This window comes from Cellulophaga sp. L1A9 (assembly GCF_009797025.1).
Lineage (GTDB): Bacteria > Bacteroidota > Bacteroidia > Flavobacteriales > Flavobacteriaceae > Cellulophaga.
Window position 1 is genome coordinate 3,164,521 of the sequence record NZ_CP047027.1, and the last position, 21,891, is coordinate 3,186,411.

Genomic DNA, 21,891 nt, shown 5'->3' on the forward strand with positions numbered 1-21,891 from the left:
TGGCTATATTTTACTATAAGTCAGTGTCTTAAAACTAAACTAAATAACATAGTATTTTAAAACCAAAAACTTGAAAACAAAACCAAGAACGATAGACATTCTCTGTGTAGGTGAAATTCTTATAGATTTTATAGGCCATCAATCCGGAATGGGTATTGATAATACCAGAGATTACCACAGATATTTAGGAGGCTCTCCTACCAATGTAGCGATGAATGCAGCACGATTAGGACTAAACCCCGCGCTTGTGGCTTCCGTTGGAGATGATGGTTTTGGGTCTTATATTTTTAAACGATTAGATGAGGTGGGGATTTCGACAAAATACATCAGTCAGAAAAAGAACAAACCCACCAGTGTCATCTTTGTTTCGAGAACAGCGGGTACGCCAGATTTTATTCCGTTTAGACAAGCCGATAAAGAAATCAAAGAAAGCCAATTAAGTAAAGCCTTATTATTAGATAGTAAAATATTTCATACCACGTGTTTTGCCCTAAGTAAAAACCCTGCCCAAGCTACGATTCTTAAAAAAGCTCAAGAAGCTTTTGAATTGGGGTGTCAATTGAGTATCGATGTGAATTACGCAAGAAAACTTTGGAAGAGTAGGGCAGAAGCACTAAAGGTTATTAAAGCCTATTGCAAATTTAACCCACTTGTTAAAATTAGTGAGGACGATATGCTTCGCTTGTTTAAGAAAGAAGTACCACATGATGAAATTTTTAATTTCTTTCATTCTGAGGGTGTTGCTACAGTTTGTTTAACCTTAGGAAGTAAAGGCGTTAAGCTATCAAAACAAGGCTATGGTGTCATCACTTTACCGGCAATTAAGGTAGACAAAATTATGGATGCCACCGGTGCAGGAGATGCTTTTTGGTCAGGATTTTTATTTGCTTATATCAATGAAAAGCCTATTGAAAAGTGCTTAGAAGTGGCTCTTAAATTGGCGGCATTAAAGCTTCAAAATGTAGGGCGACTTCCTGATAATATTAATATTATTTCAGAATTATTATAATCAGCCCATTAAATAAAAATGCAACTAGTTATCATAAAACCCAGATATGACAGATATTAGAAATGGTGTAATGTTAAATGCTTACCCAGATAGCATCGGAAACAAACTAAGCGATACCGTTAAAGTGTTGCAAATGCCAGAATTTAAAGATGTTTTTTCGTTATTCTATGTGTTGCCAACGTTTTTTAATAGTGATTTAGATCGCGGTTTTTCTATTATAGATTATAACTTTAATGAAGCATTAGTTACCAAAGAAGACCTTAAAGCTTTAGACGCATTGCGCATTATGCTCAAGTTTGATATTGTTTTGAATCACCTATCCGTGGCTTCCCCTCAATTTAAAGATATGTTGCAGCACGGTAAGGCATCAAAATACAAGGACTTTTTTATTGATTGGAATCAGTTTTGGGAGGGCAATGGTGAGCTAGCCGAAAATGGAGTGATTATACCTGATCCTAGACATTTGAATAAGTTATTCATGCGTAAATCTGGACTTCCTATTCTCAAAGTTATTTTCCCAGACGGAACAGAAAAACCCTATTGGAATACCTTTTATCAAGAAATTAAGTATCAGCCAATAGCAATAGGTGATTTATCTAATTTAAATGTATCAGAGAAAGTAGCAGTAGCTATTTGTGAAACTATCAATGCAGCGATAGCGACCCAACAAGATTTTAAAATTCTTGACTTAGGTACAGCAGAAATATATAAAGACCAGATCCTAGCAATTATAGAAAAGAAGCGCTCGTATTTAGGGCAGATGGATGTAAATGCAAAGTCGCCTTTAGTATGGGAGTTTTATAAAGAAACCTTGCAGAAAGTACGAAGCTATGGGTGTAAAGTACTTCGGCTAGATGCTTTTGCATATTTGCATAAAGAAGTAGGGCAAACTAATTTTTTTAATATTCCAGGAACTTGGGATTATTTAGAGCGCATTAATAAAATTGCACAAGAAAATGAGTTACAACTTTTACCAGAAATCCATGCGGAATACGGATTACATCTTCATGATGAGGTAGCAGCTAAAGGATACGTTATTTATGATTTTTTCTTGCCAGGCTTAACAATTCATGCGTTAGAAAAAGGTACGAATACGGCTATTCTAAAATGGGCGAATGAGATAGTTGCTAAAAATTATACTACCGTAAACATGTTAGGATGCCATGATGGTATTCCTGTGCTAGACCTTAAAGGAAAAGAAGTACAGGGTGTTTATCAAGAAGGCCTATTATTAGATAAAGAAATAGAAGAGATTATGGACACCATTATTGCGCGCGGTGGCAGAGTTAAAAACCTTTATGATCCATCAGGGAAGAAAATTTCTTACTACCAAGTCAATGCTACTTTTTACAGTGCATTAGGAGAAAGTGATCAGAAATTAGTATTGGCAAGGGCCATTCAACTATTTATGCCAGGGACTCCTCAGATTTGGTATTTAGATTTATTTGCTGGTAAAAATAATTATGAAGCTGCTGATCATGGCGGCAGTGGAGGTCATAAAGAAATAAATAGAACGACCTTATCTCTTGAAGCTATTCATAAAGGTTTAGAAAAACCAGTAGTACTAAAACAATTGAAGTTGTTGCGTTTGAGAAATACAAATGTTGCTTTTACGGGAAAAATGGCGATTGCAGAAACTGCGGAGCAAGAGTTAGATATTTCATGGGTTAAAGGTCTTGATAGCGTGCAACTAAAAGCTAATCTTTCTACGTATAAATTTGAAATAATTATAACCAGTAAGGATGAAATAGAAGTGCTTCATTTTTAGGATTGTATGCTTTAAAAATTTATCAACGGATACTTCCTATTTTTTAAGGTGCTGGAAAATGCGTAACTTTATTTTTTTACGCTCTGGAAGATTACTTTTTTTAACATATCTAGCGCTGTAATTTGTTGTAAGCTATTGTGTTATATGGGATTTATTTTTTTACAGCCTATTGAAATTTTAACACACAGCGAACCAATAAAAAAAATACATTTGACACGGCAATAATTTGCGTTTTAATTATGAAGAAGAACTCACTACTTGTAGTTTTAATAGTACTCATCAGTACTTCACTTTTTGCGCAAGATGAACTGCCTATTCGTATTCCAGATACAGAAATTAAAAGTCTTCCTAGTGTCTTCAATAAATCATTACAAACTAACCTTGAAAAAGAATTAAAATTGAATCCGCAGTGGAGGAAATTAATCGCAGAAAAGAAAATGGCTGTTGGTGTCGTAGATTTAAGCAATCCAGGGAATACAAGATTCGCAAGAATCAACGGAAATCATATGATGTATGCTGCTAGTTTGCCTAAAATTGCCATTCTTTTAGCGGCTATGGATGCTATTGAAAAAGGCCAGTTAAAAGAAACTAAGGAAGTTAAGGCAGATATGCGTTTAATGATTAGTAAATCTAACAACCAAGCCTCTACTAGAATGATAGATCGTGTGGGGTATAAGAAAATTGAAGATGTCATGACAGATCCTAAATATGCGTTTTATGATGAGCATAAAGGAGGAGGTCTTTGGGTAGGAAAACGCTACGGTGGTGGTGGTGATACGAATAGAGAGCCCCTAAAAAACTTAAGTCATGCAGCTACGGTTACGCAAGTTTGTAGGTATTATTATTTACTAGCTAATGGGAAATTAGTGAACGAAAATCGTTCTAAGCAAATGTTGGCCATTATGGAAAATCCAGACTTGCATCACAAATTTGTAAATACCCTAGATCAAATTGCTCCTGATGCTCGTTTGTTCAGAAAATCTGGTTCTTGGCGTACTTTTCATTCAGATTCTATATTGGTTTGGGGAGATGATCCTGACCGCCGTTATATCTTAGTAGCATTAATAGATGATGCTAATGGAGAACAGATTATTAGAGATTTAGTGAAACCAGTAGAAAAAGTTTTAAAAAAGAGAATATCTTTGGCTAGTAACTAGCACTATTTTAAACCTTTCATGCTCCTAAACTTAATTAAGAAAACATTTGATATAAGAGAAGGAGAGTTTAAAATTTCTTTCTATATGTTGGCGTATATATTTTTGGTAATAGCTTCTTTGCTAATTATCAAGCCAACAGTAAATGCTTTATTTTTATCGGAATTAGGCGTAGAAAATCTTCCTTTAGCATTTCTTTTAGTTGCCGCAACTGCCATTGTAAGTTCCTATGGGTATTCTAGAGCCTTAGCGCGCTTTTCACTTAAAAAAATAATTAGATTTACTTTATCAGTTTCTATAATCCTTAGTATTGTTCTTGCATTACTGCTGAGGTTTCATTATTTAAATAAATGGGCACTCTACTTTTTTTATGTGTGGGTAGCCATTCATGCCGTTCTCTCAGCATCACAGTTTTGGGTCATGGCAAATTTGGTATATAATGCCAGAGAAGCCAAGCGTTTGTTTGGGTTTATTGGTTCTGGAGCTATTCTAGGCGGAATTTTAGGAGGGTACTTAACGTCTTTATTAGCGCCTCTTATTGGTAATGAAAATGTGATATTCATTGCCGCTTTATTTTTAGGAATTTGTATCGCCTTGCTAAATAAAATATGGAAAGCCAGAATTATTAAACTAAATACATTTAAGCAGAAGAAGCGCACTGGAGTAAGGGAAGTAAAACCAATTACATTAATTAAAAATTCTAAGCACTTAACCTATCTAGCCGGTATTGTGGGGATTAGTGTTATTGTTGCTAAACTGGTAGACTATTTGTACAGTGATTTTGCTTCTGCACGTATTCCAGACCCAGATGAGCTGACTTCTTTCTTTGCTTTTTGGTTTTCCACTTTCAATTTATTGTCATTATTAATTCAATTATTTTTTACTCAACGAGTCGTAGGTATTTGGGGTGTTGGTTTTTCTTTGATGTTGTTGCCTTTAGGAATATTCATGGGAGCAGCATTATTTTTTGTTGTTCCAGAATTGTCGGTAATCATTTTTATTAAAGCTGTAGATGGTACATTAAAACAATCTATTCATAAGAGTGCTACGGAACTGTTATCCTTACCATTGCCCTTTGATCTTAAAAACAAAACAAAGTCTTTTATTGATGTTGTTGTAGATAGTGTAGCTACCGGTATTGCAGGTTTTATTTTAATTTTCGCCATCAAGGGACTCGATTTACCCATATATTATATTACGTCAATAATTATACTTCTTGTAGGGATTTGGATGTTTTTTATTTATAAAGTTAGAAAAGAATACTTTCAAACGTTTAGAGAAAACCTTGCCGAGTTAGCCAATATTAAAATAAAAGATACTTCCGTTGTAAAGAATGTTTCTGTAGTAGAAGGTATGAAGACGGTATTTAAATCAGGATCAGAATCTCAGATCTTATTTATGTTACAAAAACTTCAGGAAATCAATGACAAGCGATTTATAAAAGAAGTTGAGCTATTAGTAGACCATCCTTCTCTTAAAGTAAAAACAGCAGCAATCCAAAGCCTTTATTTTTTGAATAGTAATAGTATGATTTCTCAAATACCTGAGTTACTCAAAAGTGAGGATGAGGATTTAGTAGAAGCTACATTGGCATACTTGTTATTGCACGCTCAGAAAAATGAAACTATTGTGTTTGATGCTTATTTGGATGATAAAAATTCATTAATAGCAACTACAGCATTGCTGTGTTTGGCACGTGAGTCTAGAGATAATTACTCTTTACGTTCTACTTATAAGCTTACGGAGCGCATAGCAAGAGAGATTGCAGCGGTTAAAGAAAATGAAGCAGCTATAGACCGATTGCAGATTCTATTGAAAACAATAGGGGCTGCTAATATTGCAGGCTTTCATGACATCCTAAAAGAATACCTATTGCACTCTTCGGAAGCGGTACAGAAAACGGCCATTTATGCCGCAGGACAAACTTTAAGTCCGGAGTTTATTCCTTTACTTGTTGGTTTTTTGCCCAATAAAAACTTAAGGAATACAACAGTGTTAGCGCTTCAAAACTACGGCCAGCAAATACAGCCTACTTTGTTAGACATGGTCAAGGCGCATACGGTTTCTATTGAAATAGCTCGGTTTATTCCACTAGTATTTAAAGCGTTTCATTCTCAAGATTCAGTCCGCAATCTTTTCCATTTATTAGAAGATAAAGATCTGGCGGTACGGCTATCGGCAATTAGAGCTTTAAGTGATTTAAAGACCGATTTTCCGAACCTTCATTTTAATAATGCTAAAATTGTTTCTAGTATTTATGAGGAATGTAAATTGTATCATAATACCTTATCTGCTATGCATACGCAGATTATTGTTTCTTATCGAAATAGGAAAAAAACAAAAGAAATAGTTTCTGAATCAGAGCGAGATGCCCGTGCAAGTTTATTGGAATTATTAGAGCGTAGACTAGATGCAGGTTTAGAGCGTATTTTTAAATTATTAGGTTTAAAATATAAGCAGAATGATATTACCATTGCCTATGCTGGTTTGGTGAGTGAAAAACAGGAGGCAAGAACCAATGCTATAGAATTTTTAGATAATTTACTTTCAGGAGAATTAAAACGAAAATTACTTCCTATTATAGAGAGTAGTGCTATAGATGTAACTTCTGAAGAAGTAATACATCAATTTAAGCAAAAAATATTAACAGAATTAGAATGCTTTCAATTGCTATTAGAAGCTAATGATCAGAAACTAAAACTTGCTGTTTTCTTTTTGATTGGAAAACAACAAAATAAAAAATATATTCCCTTGCTCGAAAAGTATTTGGAAGATGAGAATTTCAAAATCAAATCTTTTGCAAAAGAAGCTCTAGAAGAGTTATATAAAATATAGGTATAGCTGTCTTTCTAATTTTAAAGAAAGCTATACCCAAGCCTTGTTATATTAAAGCTCCATTAGCTCCTATTACCTGACCAGAAATCCATTTAGAATCATCGCTAGATAAAAACAATACTACCTTAGCAATATCTAATGGTTTTGCTAATCTATTAAAGGCATTCATGCCTCTAAGTTTTGTGAGTGTTTCTTCAGATTTTCCATTTAAAAACATATCTGTTTCTGTGGCTCCTGGAGCAATTGCATTTACAGATATTCCTCTTCCTATTTCTTTAGAAAATACGCGTGTCATTTGTTCTACCGCAGCTTTTGTAGCAGAATAAAGAGAATAGGTAGGGAGCATCAATTTTGCAGTACTTGATGAAAAATTGATGATTATACCATTATCGGCTAATTTAAAATTGGCTTCTTGCATCGTATTAAATACTCCTTTAACGTTGACATTAAAAAGGGTCGTAAAATCCTCTTCACTACTATCTTTCAATAATTTAGAAACCATAGTTCCTGCATTATTTACGAGCACATCAATTTTACCATAAGCTTCAAGAGTAGCATCAAATAAGACTGTTACTTCCTTTTTTTTACTCACATCAGCTTTAAATGAAAATGCAGTTCCGCCGTTGTCAATTATTTGTGTAACGGTTTCTTCCGCCTCCTTTTCACTGTTTGAATGATTTATGACAACTTTTGCTCCATTTTTAGCCAATAATAGAGCTGTTTCTTTCCCAATCCCTTTAGAGGATCCGGTTACGATAATTACTTTGTTATGTATCATGTTCTGTTGTTATAGAATTTTTATTTAATTTATAAATAGCGCCAATAGCTAAGAATATTGCTATTGCTACAAGGATAAGTTTAGGTTCGGGCCTAGCGAGTAGTTCTAATAAAATAGCGGTTAGCATCGTAACCAATAAAAAAGCAAAAGCAATTTTCTCGATCTTTTGTTTTTCATAGACAAATGCGAATATTAAAAGACCTGCTAAAGCTAATTCCGAAATTCCCGTGAATATTCTAAAAAAAGTTGCAGGTATACCTAACGCAATTTCAAACTGCTTAAAGCCTTCTATGCTTCGAGGCATTCCTGTTAATTTAGGAATCGCAAAAAATGACATGATTATGACGGTGATAGCATTTAAAATATTTTCCTTAATGACGTTCATACTGCGCTTATTTTAAGGCAATCAATTTGTCGGAGATCAATTTTAAATTGGCTTCATTTAATTCAGGACTAGGTGCTAGGGGATACAATTGTGCGCCAGGTCTGCTGATAAAAGCGGCTCTCCAATTTGCCCAGAGTGCACCTGCAATATCCCAGCCATGGGCAGCGACTAATAAACATTCTTGTGGTTTTACACCCATTTTTCGGGCAGCCCAATCATAGGCATCTGTATGTGGTTTAAATTTTCCAATATCCTCTACACTCAAGCGCTCCTCAAATAAATCTATCAATCCAGAATTTTCAAACTGTGTTTTTACACCTATGTTTGATGAATTGGTGAAAGAGACTAATGTATAGCCTGCCTTTTTTAAATTTTCTAAAGAAGATCTTACTTCTGGGTGCGCAGGTAACGAGCGTAATGGTTTTAGAATGGCTTCTGTGGCTTTGTCTTTAGAGATTGTAATTCCGTTGTTTGAGGCTACCATTTGTAGCGCAGCAACGCCTACGATTCCAAAATCGTGATACTGCCTTGCTACCGTGTCTACTAATGAATATTGTAGCATGGTGGTAAACCATAAGGATAATAAGTCACTTCTTTTTCCTAAAGCATTCCCTACGCTTTCTCTCATTGCGTTTAGGTCTAATAAGGTTTCATTTACATCAAAGAAAATTACTTTAGGACGGTCTGTCAAAAGGGTAGGTTCTATGTTTTTTTTGGTATCATTCGCAGAAAAACCTAAGTGTGGGGCAGCAATACCCGCTAAACCTAATAAGGCAGATTTTTTTACGAAATTTCTTCTTTGTTCGTTTTGTTGACTCATAATAATGGATGTTTTTTAAAACATACTAAGTAGTATGTTTTTATGTAAAAAAAATTAAACTTCTAATTTTTGCAGGTAGAAAGAAAGCCCAGAGATGTATGCTTCTAAAATTGCATCGTCTTGGTATAATTTTCGTATGCCTCGAATGCCTTCAAAAGCACTTATTAAATAAATAGCAACCGCTTTACTTTCTATATTTTGTTGGATACTCTTTTCTAATTTACCTCTATCAATTAAGAAAATTAGCGCTGCTTGCCATTCTTCTATAATTTTTTTTAATGCGATTTGATATGCAATTTCTTCATCTCCAATCTCATTAATTAAATTATTCATGGGGCAACCATGTTTCTTTTCATGGATAGAAAATGATTTTAGACGATCAATAAAAGTGGCTTTTAAAATGTCTAAAGCATTACCAGGTTGATATAAAGGGGCAACCATACCGTCATAAACACGCTCTTTTACCTTTGTGGTAATTACAGCGAGACCTAATTCTTTTTTGTTTTTATAATGGTGGTAGAAGGCACCCTTTGTAAGCTTGGTAGCGAGCATAACTTTATCTACACTGGTACTTTTAAAACCGTTGGAATAAAATAGTCTAAATGATTCCTCTAGGATTAATTGTTTAGTGAATTCCGATTTCTGCTTTTGCTCCATGTCGTAAAAGTAATAAAATACTAGGTAGTATGTTTTTAAATTTACTTAATTAACATTGAATTATGACGTTATTTGTCCATACTTATTAAAACAGCTTTGAAGAATTTAACTATTATTGTTTAATGACTTTGTCTATTGCGGAGGCTAAATACATATGATCCGAAGCCGAATTTTTACGCAATACATTGGTCATTAAAACAACCATGTACGTACAATTATCTGGGTGTTCAACGATGATAACAGAGTTCATGAAATTTGAAACATTCCCCATATATTTTCCACAAACTTGACCATTAGAACGGTCGCATTTGTACAAGCTTCCAGATTTAAAATATACGGCAGCATCCTTCAATGCAGGAGATTGTGCATATCTAATTCTACGATCTGTCATGTACATAAGGCGCTTCATTTCTAAGCTACTATTTTCATCCACAACTTTCCCTTGTTCTAGTTGTATTAAAAATTTCATCAATCCAATAGGAGTTCCTGTACTGCCTCCTTTATCCCCCACGTAGGTATTAGCGCCGCCTGTAAAAAAGCTCCCTAAACGCCATTCTTCATGAGTGATGCCTAAATCACGAAGGGGTAAATTTACCACATCATTAGCTAAATCTGTTAGTTCTTTTTTAGGTGTTGTTTTAAAATAGGTTAAAGCCTTTTCTTCTGTCAATTCGGGATACTCTTTTCCAAAAGCAGCCATCAATAAAGCTTCTCGCCACACAATACTTGCTGCGCCATTATTACTTACAGACAACATATGGTCTGTCCATTCATACAACGAAAAAACATCACTAGCGACGACTTGGCGCTTTACTAAGGTTTTCTTTTCTACATTGTAGATGGGAATAGTGTGCTCATCGGTTAGGCCCCAAACACCGGCCTTAACGGTTTTATTTTTTAATAAACTTGTTCTACTTTCCCATGAATCTGGGTATATCTTAGCCAATTGCGTAAACAAGGCATTTAATACCGCCAGTTTACCTACACTACCTGGTTGATACCCGGCAGTTTCATTTCTTTTAGCATACCGAATGCTATCTAAATCTGAAATATCTAGAACAGTAAGCGAGTAGCTTTTATCTAAACCTCTGAATAAACCACTAATTTCCTTCTGGAAATCTTCGTCGACTTGTAAAAAACTCCCTACACTATCAGAAGCTTTTGAGATTAAATTCAATTTAATGTCACTCCATGATTTTTTAGCCCCTTCAGGTAGAGGTGTGGTTTCTTTCAATTCGCCACTGTTGATTAATTCTAATCGAAGCAATCGTCTAATTCCTGTTTGCTCATACCCGTCTATAGGATAAAACAATAGGGTAGTAAATGCAAAACAAGAACTAATTAATATTCCGAGGATAAGTAGTTTTTTCATGGTTATAGTTTTATTGATAGGGGTATTTCTTTGTTTGTATTTATTTTTGGGGTGATGGATTCTAAATAGGCAGAACTCAATGCTTTTTTGTTTTCTACAAAAGGTCTAATTTGAAACAACCATAATTTATTGTCTTTAAAGCCTAATTCTACATCATACGCACCTTTGTAATCTGTGTTTGTTTCTGTAGGCATTCTTTTTCGAATCGTTTCAGCAAGGAGGCGTATCTCTTCTATATTCTGTTCATTTAAAACCGACTTTTCAAAAGTTGCTAATTTTTTACCAGTACCACCCGTAACAGGTAAGGTATTATGGTACGGTTCCCGTGCAGGCGCTAATAAGTCATAGCCCCCAGAGTTCTTAATTTCATAAGTTTCTGCAGATTGACCGTCAACAGCACCACCAGCACCACGACTAAAGGCTATGGTTAAATCTTTTTCATTTCCAGAATTTAATCCTTTGGTAATTAAAACACCAGAATAATCTACATCTACACTAGGGATAACCAAAATAGATGGGAAAACATTTTCTGGGTTTAATAAATATTTCTGTCTCCATTTGAAGCTACGTTCTGTGTAAGGCGAAGCCCATACATCTTTAATACCTGCAATAATTTTTTCTTTAGCTACCGCATTAAAAATGGTTAAATTAAGTCCGGCTCCCGTAAAATCCTTTAAATCTTCCATGTTGGTGTCACTGCGCAAGAATACCGGAACAGCTCCTAAATTTTCACCAAAAACTGTTGAGAATTCTTTTTCTAAGGAAGAGGTAAAGCTATCTTTTAGCGGCATTATTTTTATAGCCGTTCTTAAAGTTTCTAATTGCAGGAGTTGATAGTTTTCTACTTCTTTTTCAGGAACATTAGTTTCTCGCATTTTATCTGCTTCCGCAAACATATTGTTAAGGAACTTCCAGTACGTAACCGTTTGTCCTGGCATAGGCTGATCCATGTGATCTCTAAAAATCCCAAAAGGAATCACTAATCCCTCTACAACATTGTCAGGGAACATCTTTTTTAACTGTCCTAAATTGGCCGCTTTTGGTCCACAGAGCTTTCCTGAATCTTCCGCATCAACACTACGCATATTTAGAATTGCAGTTTCGTCTAAACGAATATTAGCCACAGGCACAGCAATTTTTTCTTCCTTCCGTTCTTTTTTAGTAAACAAGGCTAATTCATCTGCAGCCATGTCTTTCTCTAATTTTAGAATAACATTTCCCTTATTAGAGACCGCATAAAATACTTTTTGACCATTATAAGCCAGTAAATCTTTTAAATTTTCATCGGATAATGCGGTATTTGGGATGCCTAGGTTACGGGCTAATAATTGAACATGAGAAACCATGTTACCTTCTGCAACAGTTCCTATTCCTGCAACAGGTTTTAAGTCTGCTGGAGGGCGTTGAAAAATATAAATCTTATCAGAGGCTACTTCTATCTCATCAGGAGAACCATCAACCACGACCAATTCTCCATAGGCATAGCCGGGGTTTAATCCTCTAAACGTGCTTTGGTTTTGTACGTCTAATACCTTGTTACTCAAAGAAGATTCTTTTGCAATAAAATCGCCTAAATCACCTACAGCTTTACCTAAATATAAGGCTATAGATCCTCTGATTTTGTCATCTATAAAACCATAAGCTTTAGGCTCAAAACCTGTGTACTCATTAACAATGTCTTGATACGTAGCTTTTACCATAGCTGCGCTCCATTCCACCTCTCTGCGGGCATTTTCTAAAACAGCTGTAAGCTCGCCTAAGGTCATTTTTGGAGCTTGATATTTGCTTAACGACCCCATCAACTGTTCCCATTCCCATGTTTCAGCATAGCCAGCGCCTGCAGTTGCCATTCCTAAATAGCAGATTTTTTCTAATAGAACATTTACTGATTCCGGTTCCCATTTGGGAGCATTTTTAAATAGGATATCTTCAACTTTTAAAGAGATATCAAGCAATTGTAATTTAATCTCAGGATTTGTTTCTTCTAAGATAGCAACTCTCAATTCCAAAAGTAAATCAGAAGAATTAATGATAATACTCTTTGGAGTATCCGTTGCGGAAGTAATCGCATACGCATCAATTTTCTTTCCTATGGCTGTTTTTTTTACAAGAGGAGCATTTGCTAAAAATGTAGAAGCATCTATAGGTTTATAAAAGGTTTGCATGGTAGTTATCAAAGCATCAATTTGTTTGCTAAGGCTTGTAGTTAGTTTTGCAGTATGTTTCTGTTTAAAATCTTTTACTTTTTGAATGTCTACAAATTCTGGTTGACTATGGATTTTCACCCTAAGATCCATAAAAGGTTCATAGGCATCAGAAATTACTTTAGACTGGCTGCGCATTAATTGTGAGGTGTTATCATCACCCTCATGCGGAATATCTTTTAAAGATTGTCGGATTAAGAAATAATTTTGAGCCACACGCTCTTTATCGGCTAATAGCCATTTATAAAATTCAATACCCCAAGCTTGCTCATCTTCAGATTGAATGGAACCTCTGTAAAATTGCCCTTTTTGTAAAATCCATCCGTCATCAATAGTTCTTAAATACTTATCTAATTGATATTGTTTTAAACGGGAGTGATTGCGCTCTAAATCCCAAAATTCTTTTACATCTGTATATGCTAAAATCTGTCCTAAATAAATATGATTGCTCTCTCCTAAAGCAACTACAGCATCTTTATAACGCGCATGTTGGACCCCTGGTCCAACATTCTCAGGACACGGATCTTTTGGTTGGCGAATACTGCCGTCAGTACAAAACCAACGAATATCTTTATAAGGTCCTCTTATATCGTTTTTATAGGTATTTATTTGTTCTGTAATCTTTTCATTGCTAAGCTTTTGAGAAAATAAGGTGGCGGCGAATAAAAACAGAATAAAAGTAGAAATTGATTTGGTTTTCATGGGTTGATCAAATTTAAATCAAAGTAAAAGTATACTATTTGTACTTTCATTAGTTTAATAATTTACTGATTTTTTATGGATTAATTTAAAGTTAAATGTTTTATTCGATTAGACTAGAATTGTATTTTTGACACTTAACCGATAAACCCTTTCCAATGAAGTTCTTGTTACCATTACTTTTTGCGCTACTCTTAGTGAATACCCAATGTAAAGAACAAAAGAAAGAAGAACTAGTTAAAGAAGAAGATAAGGCTGCGGTTGAAATTTCAAAAAAAGAAGCTTTAAAGGAAATTTTAGTTGCACAACCTACAGATATAGTTGCACCTGAAGGTATGGTTTGGATTCCTGGAGGAACCTTTAATCAAGGAGCAGTGCCTCAAGATAAAATGGCAATGGATCATGAAAAACCAATGCATGAAGTACAGGTAGATGGTTTCTTTATGGATATTACGGAAGTTACCAATGCCCAATTTGCAAAATTTGTAAACGAAACTGGATATGTTACTGTTGCAGAACGAGAAATTGATTGGGAAGAAATGAAAGCACAACTGCCAGAAGGTACTCCAAAGCCACATGATTCTATTTTACAACCGGGAGCATTAATATTCAAGAAAACAAAAAACTCAGTTCCTAATTTATATGATTTTTCTCAATGGTGGGAATGGAAAATTGGAGCAGACTGGAAACATCCAAACGGACCAAAAAGTACGATACAAGGTAAAGACAAAGAACCTGTGGTTCAAATTTCTTATGAAGATGCTATGGCCTATTGTACTTGGGCAGGAAGAAGGTTGCCAACAGAAGCAGAATGGGAGCATGCTTCGCGTGGTCACCAAAAGCAAACCATATATTTCTGGGGTGATGATATTAGTAAGTTAGCGTCAATGGCAAACACTTGGGAAGGCGAGTTTCCTGTAACTAATTCAAAATTAGATGGCTTTGAACGTAGAGCAGCGGTAATGTCTTATCCTGCAAATGATTTTGGTTTGTATGATATGGCGGGTAACGTGTGGGAGTGGACTTCAGATTGGTACAGCGCTAATTATTTTAAAGAAGTAGCCAATAATGTTGCATTGGCAAGAAATCCTCAGGGGCCATCAAAAACATATAATCCTAACAACCCGTACGCTATAGAAAAAGTAATTAAAGGAGGTTCTTTTTTATGCAGTGCCTCATATTGTGCTAGTTATAGAATCTCTTCACGAATGGGATCAAGCCCAGATTCTGGAGCAGAACACGTAGGTTTTAGAACGGTGGCTACTCCAGATATGCTCGTTAAGAATTAATATTTTTCCTAGAAAAAAGTAGGGTACAGGATGCTACTATTAAACTATAACAACTTTTGATAACTTTTAATGTAAGTTTTTTGACAAAAAACCTACTTTTGAAGTAACAAATATGAAGTACTAGATTATGTCAGATAAAATTGAAAGAATTAAAACTTTAATTATTGGTTCAGGACCTGCGGGTTATACAGCTGCTATATATGCTGCAAGAGCAGATTTAAAGCCTGTTGTTTACACAGGAATGGAGCCAGGCGGACAATTAACGACAACAACAGAGGTTGATAATTTTCCTGGTTACCCTGAAGGGATTGATGGACCAACGATGATGATGCAATTGCAATCTCAAGCAGAACGTTTTGGTACAGAAGTTAGAATAGGAATGATTACTGCGGTAGAATTAAGCACAGAAGTGGGCGGTATTCATAAAGCTACGGTTGATGATTCTATCCAGATTGAAGCAGAAACGGTTATTATTTCAACGGGAGCAACTGCAAAGTACTTAAATATTCCTAGTGAACAAAAATTAAGAGGCGGAGGCGTTTCGGCATGTGCTGTTTGCGATGGTTTTTTCTATAAAAACCAGGATGTAGCTATTGTTGGGGCAGGAGATACTGCCGCAGAAGAAGCTTCTTATTTGGCAAACATTTGTAAAAGTGTTACCATGTTAGTTCGTAAGGACGAGATGAGAGCCTCAAAAGCGATGCAACATAGGGTTCATAATATAAAAAATATTACAGTTTTATATAATACGGAAGTTGATGAAGTATTAGGAGGACAAGTGGTAGAAGGTTTACGAATGGTAAATAATGTTACTGGTGAAAAATCAGAAATTGACATTACAGGATTATTTATTGCTATTGGTCATAAACCGAATACTGATATTTTTAAGGGTCAGTTAGATATGGATGAAACCGGCTACTTAATCACAAAGGGAAAATCTACTAAAACGAACCTTCCAGGAGTGTTTGCTTGTGGAGATTCTCAAGATAAAGAATACAGACAAGCGATTACAGCAGCAGGAACAGGTTGTATGTCAGCTTTAGATGCCGAACGTTATTTGGCGGCAATAGAAACACCGGCCTCAATGGCTTAAATTAAAAAAGAGCCGCTATTTAGCGGCTCTTTTTTTTAATATTCCCCACGTCTTTTAAGGTTAAGTTTGAAAAATAGTATTAATCTATTCGTTTATAGTTTTCTGAAGAAATTTTATTGCCTTCCTCGTCTACTGTAATTTGTTTAAAGGAATCTTTATCTAATTGCAACTCAAATTTGAATACTTGAACGGTATCTTGAATTTTCATCATCATTTCAGAACCAAATTCTAGTTGTTCCTCCAAGTTATTTTCTGAATTTGAATACGAACCATATCCAAACCATTCTGATGGATCATTAGGAGAATAACGCGTCCACATCACTTTGCCTTTACTGTAAATTTTTACCTGACGATAACCATTCATATTGGATAGCGTGTCAGTTACATTCATACCGTCGTAGTTAAAACGGTTAACGAGTTCCCAAGTACCTTCTAAAGAAGAGTTTTTTAAAGATTTAAGAGGTGTAACATTAGTTGAAGAAACTAAAAATAACATCAAGAAAATCAATCCGATTAATTTTTTCATGATCATGTATTTTTAAATTGTTAGATACCAATAAGTTACGATAATTTTTATTAAAATGTAGGAAAATTATTAAAAAATATAATACTTATTAATAAGCGCGCATAAATTTCTTATGTCTTCTTTGGTGTGAGCAGCACTAATCACAATTCTACTCATAAGATTAGCGTCCTCATTAGGGTACCGAAAACTGGTGATTAAAATATAATGTTCTTCTAAGTAGTTTGTTAGTTTTTCGTCCGAAAAAGTAAATGCGGGGTGGCCAATCATATATTTAAATTTGGTTATCGCATCAACGTTATCTATAAAAAATTCAATATTTTGATGAAGTAAAATGCGTTTTGCATTTAATAAAACTTCAGCTTGATAAATACTGGCAAGATTTGCTGGAGAAGCCGGACTTGCTCCCCCAAAAAAAGTAGTAGCTGTTAGTTCTTTAATTCGATCAGTACTTCCGAAAATGGCACCTCCTTGTACGCCATAACCTTTGCCTAAGGAGCAGCACACAATCAATTCTTTAGGGTTTAAACTGTCTATAGTTTTAAAAACCCCAGCCCCATTTTTACCTGTAATTCCAATCCCGTGAGAATCATCGACGACGAGTATAACATCTTCTAAGGGTAGTGCTTGCAGTCCTTTGAAATTAGGAAAATTGGCACCTGAAAAATCTATGGAATCAAGAAATACTACAGGTGTTATTGTGCTCTGTTTTTCTAAATGATCGCGAATAGCGATGCTTAATGATGAAAAAGTAATATATGATTTTGGTTTATTCTCCTCAGGATTATTAATATAAAGCGCAGAATGTGTATTGGGGGAGTAGAAGAGTTTGAATTCCTTTTTATTTAAAAAATGACCTATGAATTGTCCCGCTAAATATCCCGAAGATAAGGTTACACAAGCTTCACTACCTACTAATTTTGCAAAATAGTCTTCTACTTGATTAAAGATATTAATCTGAATATTTGATTTTCTAGATGCACCATAGTTGGTACCGTATTTTCGTATATTTTTAATGTATAAATCTTGAAATTCAATATCCGTTTGCAAACCTAAATACGCAGTGCCACCAAAATACAAATAATTGGTATGGTCTGCCTGAAGGTTTTTTCCCGGGAATGAATCAATATATTTTATCATTATCTAAGTGTTACTCCACTACCTCCAAGTGTAGGATATATTAAACTAGCGTCTTTATTAATAATAATGCCATCTGCGATATCTTCTTTTAGTAGCATAGAACCGTCCATATCCACATAGTCCAATTGCGGTAATAATTGGGCAATTGCAGAGATGCCTACAGAAGACTCGGTCATACAGCCCACCATTACTTTTAGACCTAATTCTTTTCCTTCCTTAATCATTCGTAATGCAGGGGTCAATCCGCCACATTTTGTTAATTTAATATTGATACCACTAAAATGAAGACTACATTTTTCTACGTCACGTTCTAAAATACAACTTTCATCAGCAATAATGGGTAGAACGCTATGATGCATTACTTTTTCCATACCATCCCAATCATCAGCTTTTAGGGGTTGTTCTAAAAATTCTACACCTAATTCTTTTAAAAGCGGAGCATTAAAAATAGTTTCTTCTGCGGTCCAAGCACAATTGGCATCAATCCTAAAAATAGCATCTGTATGTTTGCGCAATTCCTTTACGATGTTAACATCATCATCTGTTCCTAATTTTATTTTGTAGATAGGCCATGGTGTTTCTTGCATCTTGGCTACCATTTTTTCGATACTTGCAATACCAATGGTGTAATTTGTAGTAGGGTAGTGGTTTAAGTTTGTATTCCAAATTTCATATAATGGCTTCCCTTTTAGTTTGCCATAAAGATCATGAGCTGCTAAATCTAAAGCACAAATGGCAAAATTAGAAAGACCTTTACTAGTTGTAAAGGCATGAAATACTTCAGGGGTGGTGAATGTGTACTGTTCTATTTCTGATCGTATGGCATTTATCTCTGCCATCATACTCTCTACTGAAATTTTATAGTAAGGATTGGAAGTAGCTTCTCCGTATCCCGTTTGGCCATTTAAACTTAAGCTTGCAATTAACGTATCCTGAAAATCATGAGATTCTCTAGAAATACTAAAAGTATGTTTTAAAGGTAAAATGTATTTTTTTAATTGAAGCTCCATGGTGTAAATCTTTCCTACGAAAATAGGCAAAGACAAAATATAAAAAAACGAAAAGCCATTGAAATTTCAATGGCTTTTCATCTATTTACGTTTGGTAGTTAATCGTTGTAAGTTACACTACCGGAAACACTTTTATTAGAATTTACTTGTGCTTTGCCAGAATAAGATATATTCCCTCCACTACTAGCATCTGCATGTAATGTTTCTGAAACATTGATGTCAACATTCGCACCACTACTTGCTTCTGCGTTACAAAATTTTGCAGCTAACTTTTTACCGCTCACATTTGACCCACTACTAGCATCAATAGTTGCATGCGTTGTTTCTCCTAGAATTTTAAGATTAGCACCACTACTGGCATCAATAGTTAAATCATCTGTTGCAATGGTTACGTCAACTAAAGAACCACTACTTGAATCTATAGTTAATTTGTCTGATTTAATGGTGTTTTTTGCTGTTACATTTGCACCACTAGAACTTTTTAATTCTGATATATTAGGTAAAGAAACATATACTTTTTTAGTAGCATTACCAATGTTTTCTATTGCATGAATCTTAAGGACGTTGTTATTAATATCTGTTCCTATTAAATCAATAATATTCTCATCTGCTTCTACCGTTATTTCAAAAACATCTGCTTGGGTTACAATTACTTCTAAACCTTCTGATGCAGAAATTTCGGTAAAATCTTCATTTACGGGTCTAATGTCTTTGGTTACTATTCCGTTTCCTTTAACGCCAGAGCCAAATTCGCCTATTTTTATATCCATTCCGCAGGAGGTTAAAAATATGCTTAGTGCTAGTGTGAGTGCAATTCTTACTAAAGTTGTCATGATTGTTGTTTTTATGATTGATGTAAAGATGTTATTTATTGAGGTTGCTTTATAACTTTTAAAACTCAACTGTTGATTTTAATTGATGAATTGTAATGTATTGTAAATGATAGGCGTTCACTAGTGGTTTAGTTTTTAAACGTCCTACTGATTATTGATTTTCATTAGTGTTTACTCGGATTCCATTTTCATCAATTTTTAAAATGAAAGACTCGCCATTATCGTTCACATCAATATCAATACCGTCTTCATCTATTTTTATTTTGCCCTTTTCTCCATTGTCATTGATGTTAATATTAATACCGTCTTCATTTATTTTCACTCGGTTATTCCCTTCAGGATTATCTATTTCTTCTTCCAAGCAGTCTAAACAATTTAGCGTTCCATTGTTCCCCATTATCCATTTGAAATCAGAGACATCACAGTCGTTAACATCCGAATTGTTTTTGGTGTTAATTCTCCAACAATTATCAGCATTATTCAAAAATTTTATTTTCATACCTTTTGGTAAGTAGATAAAAACACGAACCTCTTGATTTTTAAATTTGTTTTCTCTTCTTGTCGTTAAGAATTCATTCAGTTCTAAGGTATTTCCCTCAAAAGTATAGTTGTAATTTATTTTTTCTGCAGTTTCTCTAGCATTTGGAAATGACTTTCCGTTGGCATTTTTCTGAATTTCTATATGAATGAGTGAATCTTTAGAAGTTCTGAAATTAAATTCGACGTCTTTAGAAGATAAAATTTCTTGTCCGTTATCATCATAACTAACTACCATATCACCAATATTTAATGTTCTTCTATTCCAATGTAAATCATTAGAGGCGAAAGCGATATTTAAAGTGTCGTTAGGGCTATTTAAGTAATATTCATTGTCTGTTATTGCACTATCCCAAAATGCTCTTGAAGCAGCTTGTTTGCCTCCCAGTATCATAATGGCAATTAATGAAATTAACCATAAGCCTAATAAGGTAAACTTAGCAACAGATCCTATAGATTTTAAATTGGTGATAAGAATTTTTAAACCAAGATACATTAGAAAGAACAGCGGTATAGCCACCAATAAGAATGCGAATAGTGCTACAATCCAAAAAGGGGTATCTGTTGCATCTACCAGTTCATATAAGTTTAAAGGACCAAGATGAACAGTATCAAAAACACCTACAGTAAAGAAACCTACCAGCATGGCAATTAATCCAGCGCCTCCGGTAATTATAAGTAAGATACCTACAAATTTTCCTATAATTTTAAAGAAAAACATGATGATTTCTCCAAGGGTATCAAAAAAAGTTTTGCCACTACTTTTAACCTTATTTCCTACTTTTTCATAATCAACGTTTTTTACACGGTCTGCAACTTCATCAAAACCTTCTTTTACTTTACGTTCAATATTGCTGATGTTTACATCTTCACCACGCATGTCTAATTTTTGAGCGGTTGTTTTGGCCTCAGGAATCAATATCCATAGTAGTCCATAAATAAGCGCAAAACTTCCTCCAGATCCAACAGTAAAAATAATCCAAAGAATGCGAACCCATATTGGATCTAGGCCTATATAATGACCAATACCGGCAGATACACCTGCAACATATTTTGCTTCAATATCTCGGTATAATTTTTTAACCCTTTTAGGTTCTTTAGAAGCGGCTACAGGTTCATCATCAAAAATATCCTCATCCACCATATAATCTTCTGGCTGTCCCATTATAGCGATGACTTCATCTACTTCTTTCGTCGTAATTACTTGACGTTCATTGGCTAATTTTTCATGAAAGAGTTCTGCAATTCTAGCTTCAATATCGGCCAAAATCTCATCGCTTCCAGGGGTATTTGCAAATGATCTTTTTACAGATTCCAAATAGCGTCGCATTTTGTTGTACGCATTTTCATCAATATGAAAAAGTATGTTAGCGAGGTTTATATTTACAGTCTTGTTCATCGTTAGTTGTTTTTGTTGTTGGTCACTAGGTTCGTAGCACTTCGCAATTCATCCCAAGTGGTATCCAATTCTTTTAAGAATAGTTTACCGGTTTCAGTTAAGGTATAGTATTTTCTTGGTGGTCCAGAAGTAGACTCTTCCCAACGGTAATTTAATAGGCCTGCATTTTTTAGTCGAGTTAGTAAAGGGTAAATAGTACCCTCAACAACTAGCATTTTAGCATTTTTTAGCGTTTCAAGAATTTCTGAAGCATATTTATCTTCTCCGTTTAGGATAGAGAGGATGCAATATTCCAGAACACCTTTTCGCATTTGCGCCTTTGTATTTTCTACATTCATAATTTCGTTGTGCTTTGTATGCAGCTTTTTTAGCCTCGAAATTCTTTC

The 21,891-nt window shown here is 34.7% G+C and carries 18 protein-coding genes; 6 read left to right on the forward strand and 12 right to left on the reverse strand.

The annotated features are described in order from the left end of the window. Window positions 1-70 precede the first annotated feature (70 nt). The 4 genes from GQR94_RS13860 (at window position 71) to GQR94_RS13875 (ending at window position 6,766) form a co-directional block, all read left to right on the forward strand. On the forward strand, window positions 71-1,009 hold the full coding sequence (locus GQR94_RS13860) for a carbohydrate kinase family protein (RefSeq protein ID WP_158976053.1): 939 nt from the start codon (window positions 71-73) through the stop codon (window positions 1,007-1,009). A 46-nt stretch (window positions 1,010-1,055) separates the two neighbouring features. Beyond that, entirely contained in the window at window positions 1,056-2,777 is a 1,722-nt protein-coding gene (locus tag GQR94_RS13865) for a glycosidase (RefSeq protein WP_158976054.1), read from the forward strand. Window positions 2,778-3,016: 239 nt separating this feature from the next. Beyond that, window positions 3,017-3,934, forward strand: a complete 918-nt coding sequence (locus GQR94_RS13870; RefSeq protein WP_158976055.1) for a serine hydrolase — start codon at window positions 3,017-3,019, stop codon at window positions 3,932-3,934. Between the two features lie 18 nt (window positions 3,935-3,952). Continuing rightward, the gene (locus GQR94_RS13875; RefSeq protein WP_158976056.1) at window positions 3,953-6,766 is read left to right on the forward strand and encodes an MFS transporter; all 2,814 of its coding nucleotides are present in this window, start codon (window positions 3,953-3,955) and stop codon (window positions 6,764-6,766) included. Window positions 6,767-6,812: 46 nt separating this feature from the next. Here the strand turns inward: GQR94_RS13875 and GQR94_RS13880 are convergent, their stop codons facing one another. The 6 genes from GQR94_RS13880 to GQR94_RS13905 all read right to left on the reverse strand — a co-directional run bounded on the left by GQR94_RS13880 (window position 6,813) and on the right by GQR94_RS13905 (window position 13,684). Further along, window positions 6,813-7,544, reverse strand: a complete 732-nt coding sequence (locus tag GQR94_RS13880; RefSeq protein ID WP_158976057.1) for an SDR family oxidoreductase — start codon at window positions 7,542-7,544, stop codon at window positions 6,813-6,815. After that, the gene (locus GQR94_RS13885) at window positions 7,534-7,929 is read right to left on the reverse strand and encodes a DoxX family protein (protein ID WP_158976058.1); all 396 of its coding nucleotides are present in this window, start codon (window positions 7,927-7,929) and stop codon (window positions 7,534-7,536) included. Before GQR94_RS13885 ends, GQR94_RS13880 begins: the two co-directional genes overlap by 11 nt. Before the next feature lie 7 nt (window positions 7,930-7,936). Beyond that, entirely contained in the window at window positions 7,937-8,749 is an 813-nt protein-coding gene (locus GQR94_RS13890; RefSeq protein WP_158976059.1) for a haloacid dehalogenase type II, read from the reverse strand. Window positions 8,750-8,803: 54 nt separating this feature from the next. Beyond that, a complete protein-coding gene (locus GQR94_RS13895; protein ID WP_034666861.1) occupies window positions 8,804-9,406 on the reverse strand; it encodes a TetR/AcrR family transcriptional regulator in 603 nt (200 codons plus the stop codon). A gap of 112 nt (window positions 9,407-9,518) precedes the next feature. Then, the gene (locus GQR94_RS13900) at window positions 9,519-10,778 is read right to left on the reverse strand and encodes a serine hydrolase (protein ID WP_158976060.1); all 1,260 of its coding nucleotides are present in this window, start codon (window positions 10,776-10,778) and stop codon (window positions 9,519-9,521) included. A 2-nt stretch (window positions 10,779-10,780) separates the two neighbouring features. Continuing rightward, window positions 10,781-13,684, reverse strand: a complete 2,904-nt coding sequence (locus tag GQR94_RS13905; RefSeq protein ID WP_158976061.1) for a PEP/pyruvate-binding domain-containing protein — start codon at window positions 13,682-13,684, stop codon at window positions 10,781-10,783. Between the two features lie 155 nt (window positions 13,685-13,839). On the opposite strand from GQR94_RS13905, the gene GQR94_RS13910 reads away from it, so the two are divergent. Next, window positions 13,840-14,970 carry a formylglycine-generating enzyme family protein gene (locus GQR94_RS13910; RefSeq protein WP_158976062.1) on the forward strand — a complete coding sequence of 377 codons (1,131 nt, stop codon included), beginning with the start codon at window positions 13,840-13,842 and terminating at the stop codon, window positions 14,968-14,970. A 127-nt stretch (window positions 14,971-15,097) separates the two neighbouring features. Continuing rightward, complete coding sequence (trxB, locus tag GQR94_RS13915; RefSeq protein ID WP_158976063.1) at window positions 15,098-16,063, forward strand: thioredoxin-disulfide reductase; 966 nt, start codon at window positions 15,098-15,100, stop codon at window positions 16,061-16,063. A gap of 79 nt (window positions 16,064-16,142) precedes the next feature. Here trxB and GQR94_RS13920 read toward each other — a convergent pair whose 3' ends face one another. The 6 genes from GQR94_RS13920 to GQR94_RS13945 all read right to left on the reverse strand — a co-directional run bounded on the left by GQR94_RS13920 (window position 16,143) and on the right by GQR94_RS13945 (window position 21,843). Further along, window positions 16,143-16,589 (reverse strand): hypothetical protein, encoded by a 447-nt coding sequence (locus GQR94_RS13920; RefSeq protein WP_158976064.1) that lies wholly within the window; start codon window positions 16,587-16,589, stop codon window positions 16,143-16,145. 69 nt (window positions 16,590-16,658) lie between these two features. Further along, window positions 16,659-17,726: an aminotransferase class I/II-fold pyridoxal phosphate-dependent enzyme gene (locus GQR94_RS13925; protein WP_158976065.1), complete on the reverse strand. Its 1,068-nt coding sequence runs from the start codon at window positions 17,724-17,726 to the stop codon at window positions 16,659-16,661. Further along, window positions 17,726-18,736: a dipeptide epimerase gene (locus GQR94_RS13930; protein ID WP_158976066.1), complete on the reverse strand. Its 1,011-nt coding sequence runs from the start codon at window positions 18,734-18,736 to the stop codon at window positions 17,726-17,728. The genes GQR94_RS13925 and GQR94_RS13930 overlap by 1 nt, the downstream gene beginning before the upstream one ends. Window positions 18,737-18,834: 98 nt before the next feature. After that, a complete protein-coding gene (locus GQR94_RS13935; RefSeq protein WP_158976067.1) occupies window positions 18,835-19,569 on the reverse strand; it encodes a head GIN domain-containing protein in 735 nt (244 codons plus the stop codon). Window positions 19,570-19,720: 151 nt separating this feature from the next. Beyond that, window positions 19,721-21,505: a PspC domain-containing protein gene (locus GQR94_RS13940; protein WP_158976068.1), complete on the reverse strand. Its 1,785-nt coding sequence runs from the start codon at window positions 21,503-21,505 to the stop codon at window positions 19,721-19,723. Window positions 21,506-21,507: 2 nt separating this feature from the next. Then, window positions 21,508-21,843 (reverse strand): PadR family transcriptional regulator, encoded by a 336-nt coding sequence (locus GQR94_RS13945; RefSeq protein WP_024479993.1) that lies wholly within the window; start codon window positions 21,841-21,843, stop codon window positions 21,508-21,510. Between the last annotated feature and the right edge of the window lie 48 nt (window positions 21,844-21,891).

Excerpts from the sequence above, each read along its gene's own strand:
- GQR94_RS13930 (WP_158976066.1), bottom strand. The coding sequence starts at position 18,736 with ATGGAGCTTCAATTAAAAAAATACATTTTACCTTTAAAACATACTTTT.
- GQR94_RS13920 (WP_158976064.1), bottom strand. The coding sequence starts at position 16,589 with ATGAAAAAATTAATCGGATTGATTTTCTTGATGTTATTTTTAGTTTCT.
- GQR94_RS13900 (WP_158976060.1), bottom strand. The coding sequence starts at position 10,778 with ATGAAAAAACTACTTATCCTCGGAATATTAATTAGTTCTTGTTTTGCA.
- trxB (WP_158976063.1), top strand. The coding sequence starts at position 15,098 with ATGTCAGATAAAATTGAAAGAATTAAAACTTTAATTATTGGTTCAGGA.
- GQR94_RS13905 (WP_158976061.1), bottom strand. The coding sequence starts at position 13,684 with ATGAAAACCAAATCAATTTCTACTTTTATTCTGTTTTTATTCGCCGCC.
- GQR94_RS13945 (WP_024479993.1), bottom strand. The coding sequence starts at position 21,843 with ATGAATGTAGAAAATACAAAGGCGCAAATGCGAAAAGGTGTTCTGGAA.
- GQR94_RS13870 (WP_158976055.1), top strand. The coding sequence starts at position 3,017 with ATGAAGAAGAACTCACTACTTGTAGTTTTAATAGTACTCATCAGTACT.
- GQR94_RS13885 (WP_158976058.1), bottom strand. The coding sequence starts at position 7,929 with ATGAACGTCATTAAGGAAAATATTTTAAATGCTATCACCGTCATAATC.
- GQR94_RS13910 (WP_158976062.1), top strand. The coding sequence starts at position 13,840 with ATGAAGTTCTTGTTACCATTACTTTTTGCGCTACTCTTAGTGAATACC.
- GQR94_RS13880 (WP_158976057.1), bottom strand. The coding sequence starts at position 7,544 with ATGATACATAACAAAGTAATTATCGTAACCGGATCCTCTAAAGGGATT.
- GQR94_RS13940 (WP_158976068.1), bottom strand. The coding sequence starts at position 21,505 with ATGAACAAGACTGTAAATATAAACCTCGCTAACATACTTTTTCATATT.
- GQR94_RS13875 (WP_158976056.1), top strand. The coding sequence starts at position 3,953 with ATGCTCCTAAACTTAATTAAGAAAACATTTGATATAAGAGAAGGAGAG.
- GQR94_RS13925 (WP_158976065.1), bottom strand. The coding sequence starts at position 17,726 with ATGATAAAATATATTGATTCATTCCCGGGAAAAAACCTTCAGGCAGAC.
- GQR94_RS13865 (WP_158976054.1), top strand. The coding sequence starts at position 1,056 with ATGACAGATATTAGAAATGGTGTAATGTTAAATGCTTACCCAGATAGC.
- GQR94_RS13890 (WP_158976059.1), bottom strand. The coding sequence starts at position 8,749 with ATGAGTCAACAAAACGAACAAAGAAGAAATTTCGTAAAAAAATCTGCC.
- GQR94_RS13895 (WP_034666861.1), bottom strand. The coding sequence starts at position 9,406 with ATGGAGCAAAAGCAGAAATCGGAATTCACTAAACAATTAATCCTAGAG.
- GQR94_RS13935 (WP_158976067.1), bottom strand. The coding sequence starts at position 19,569 with ATGACAACTTTAGTAAGAATTGCACTCACACTAGCACTAAGCATATTT.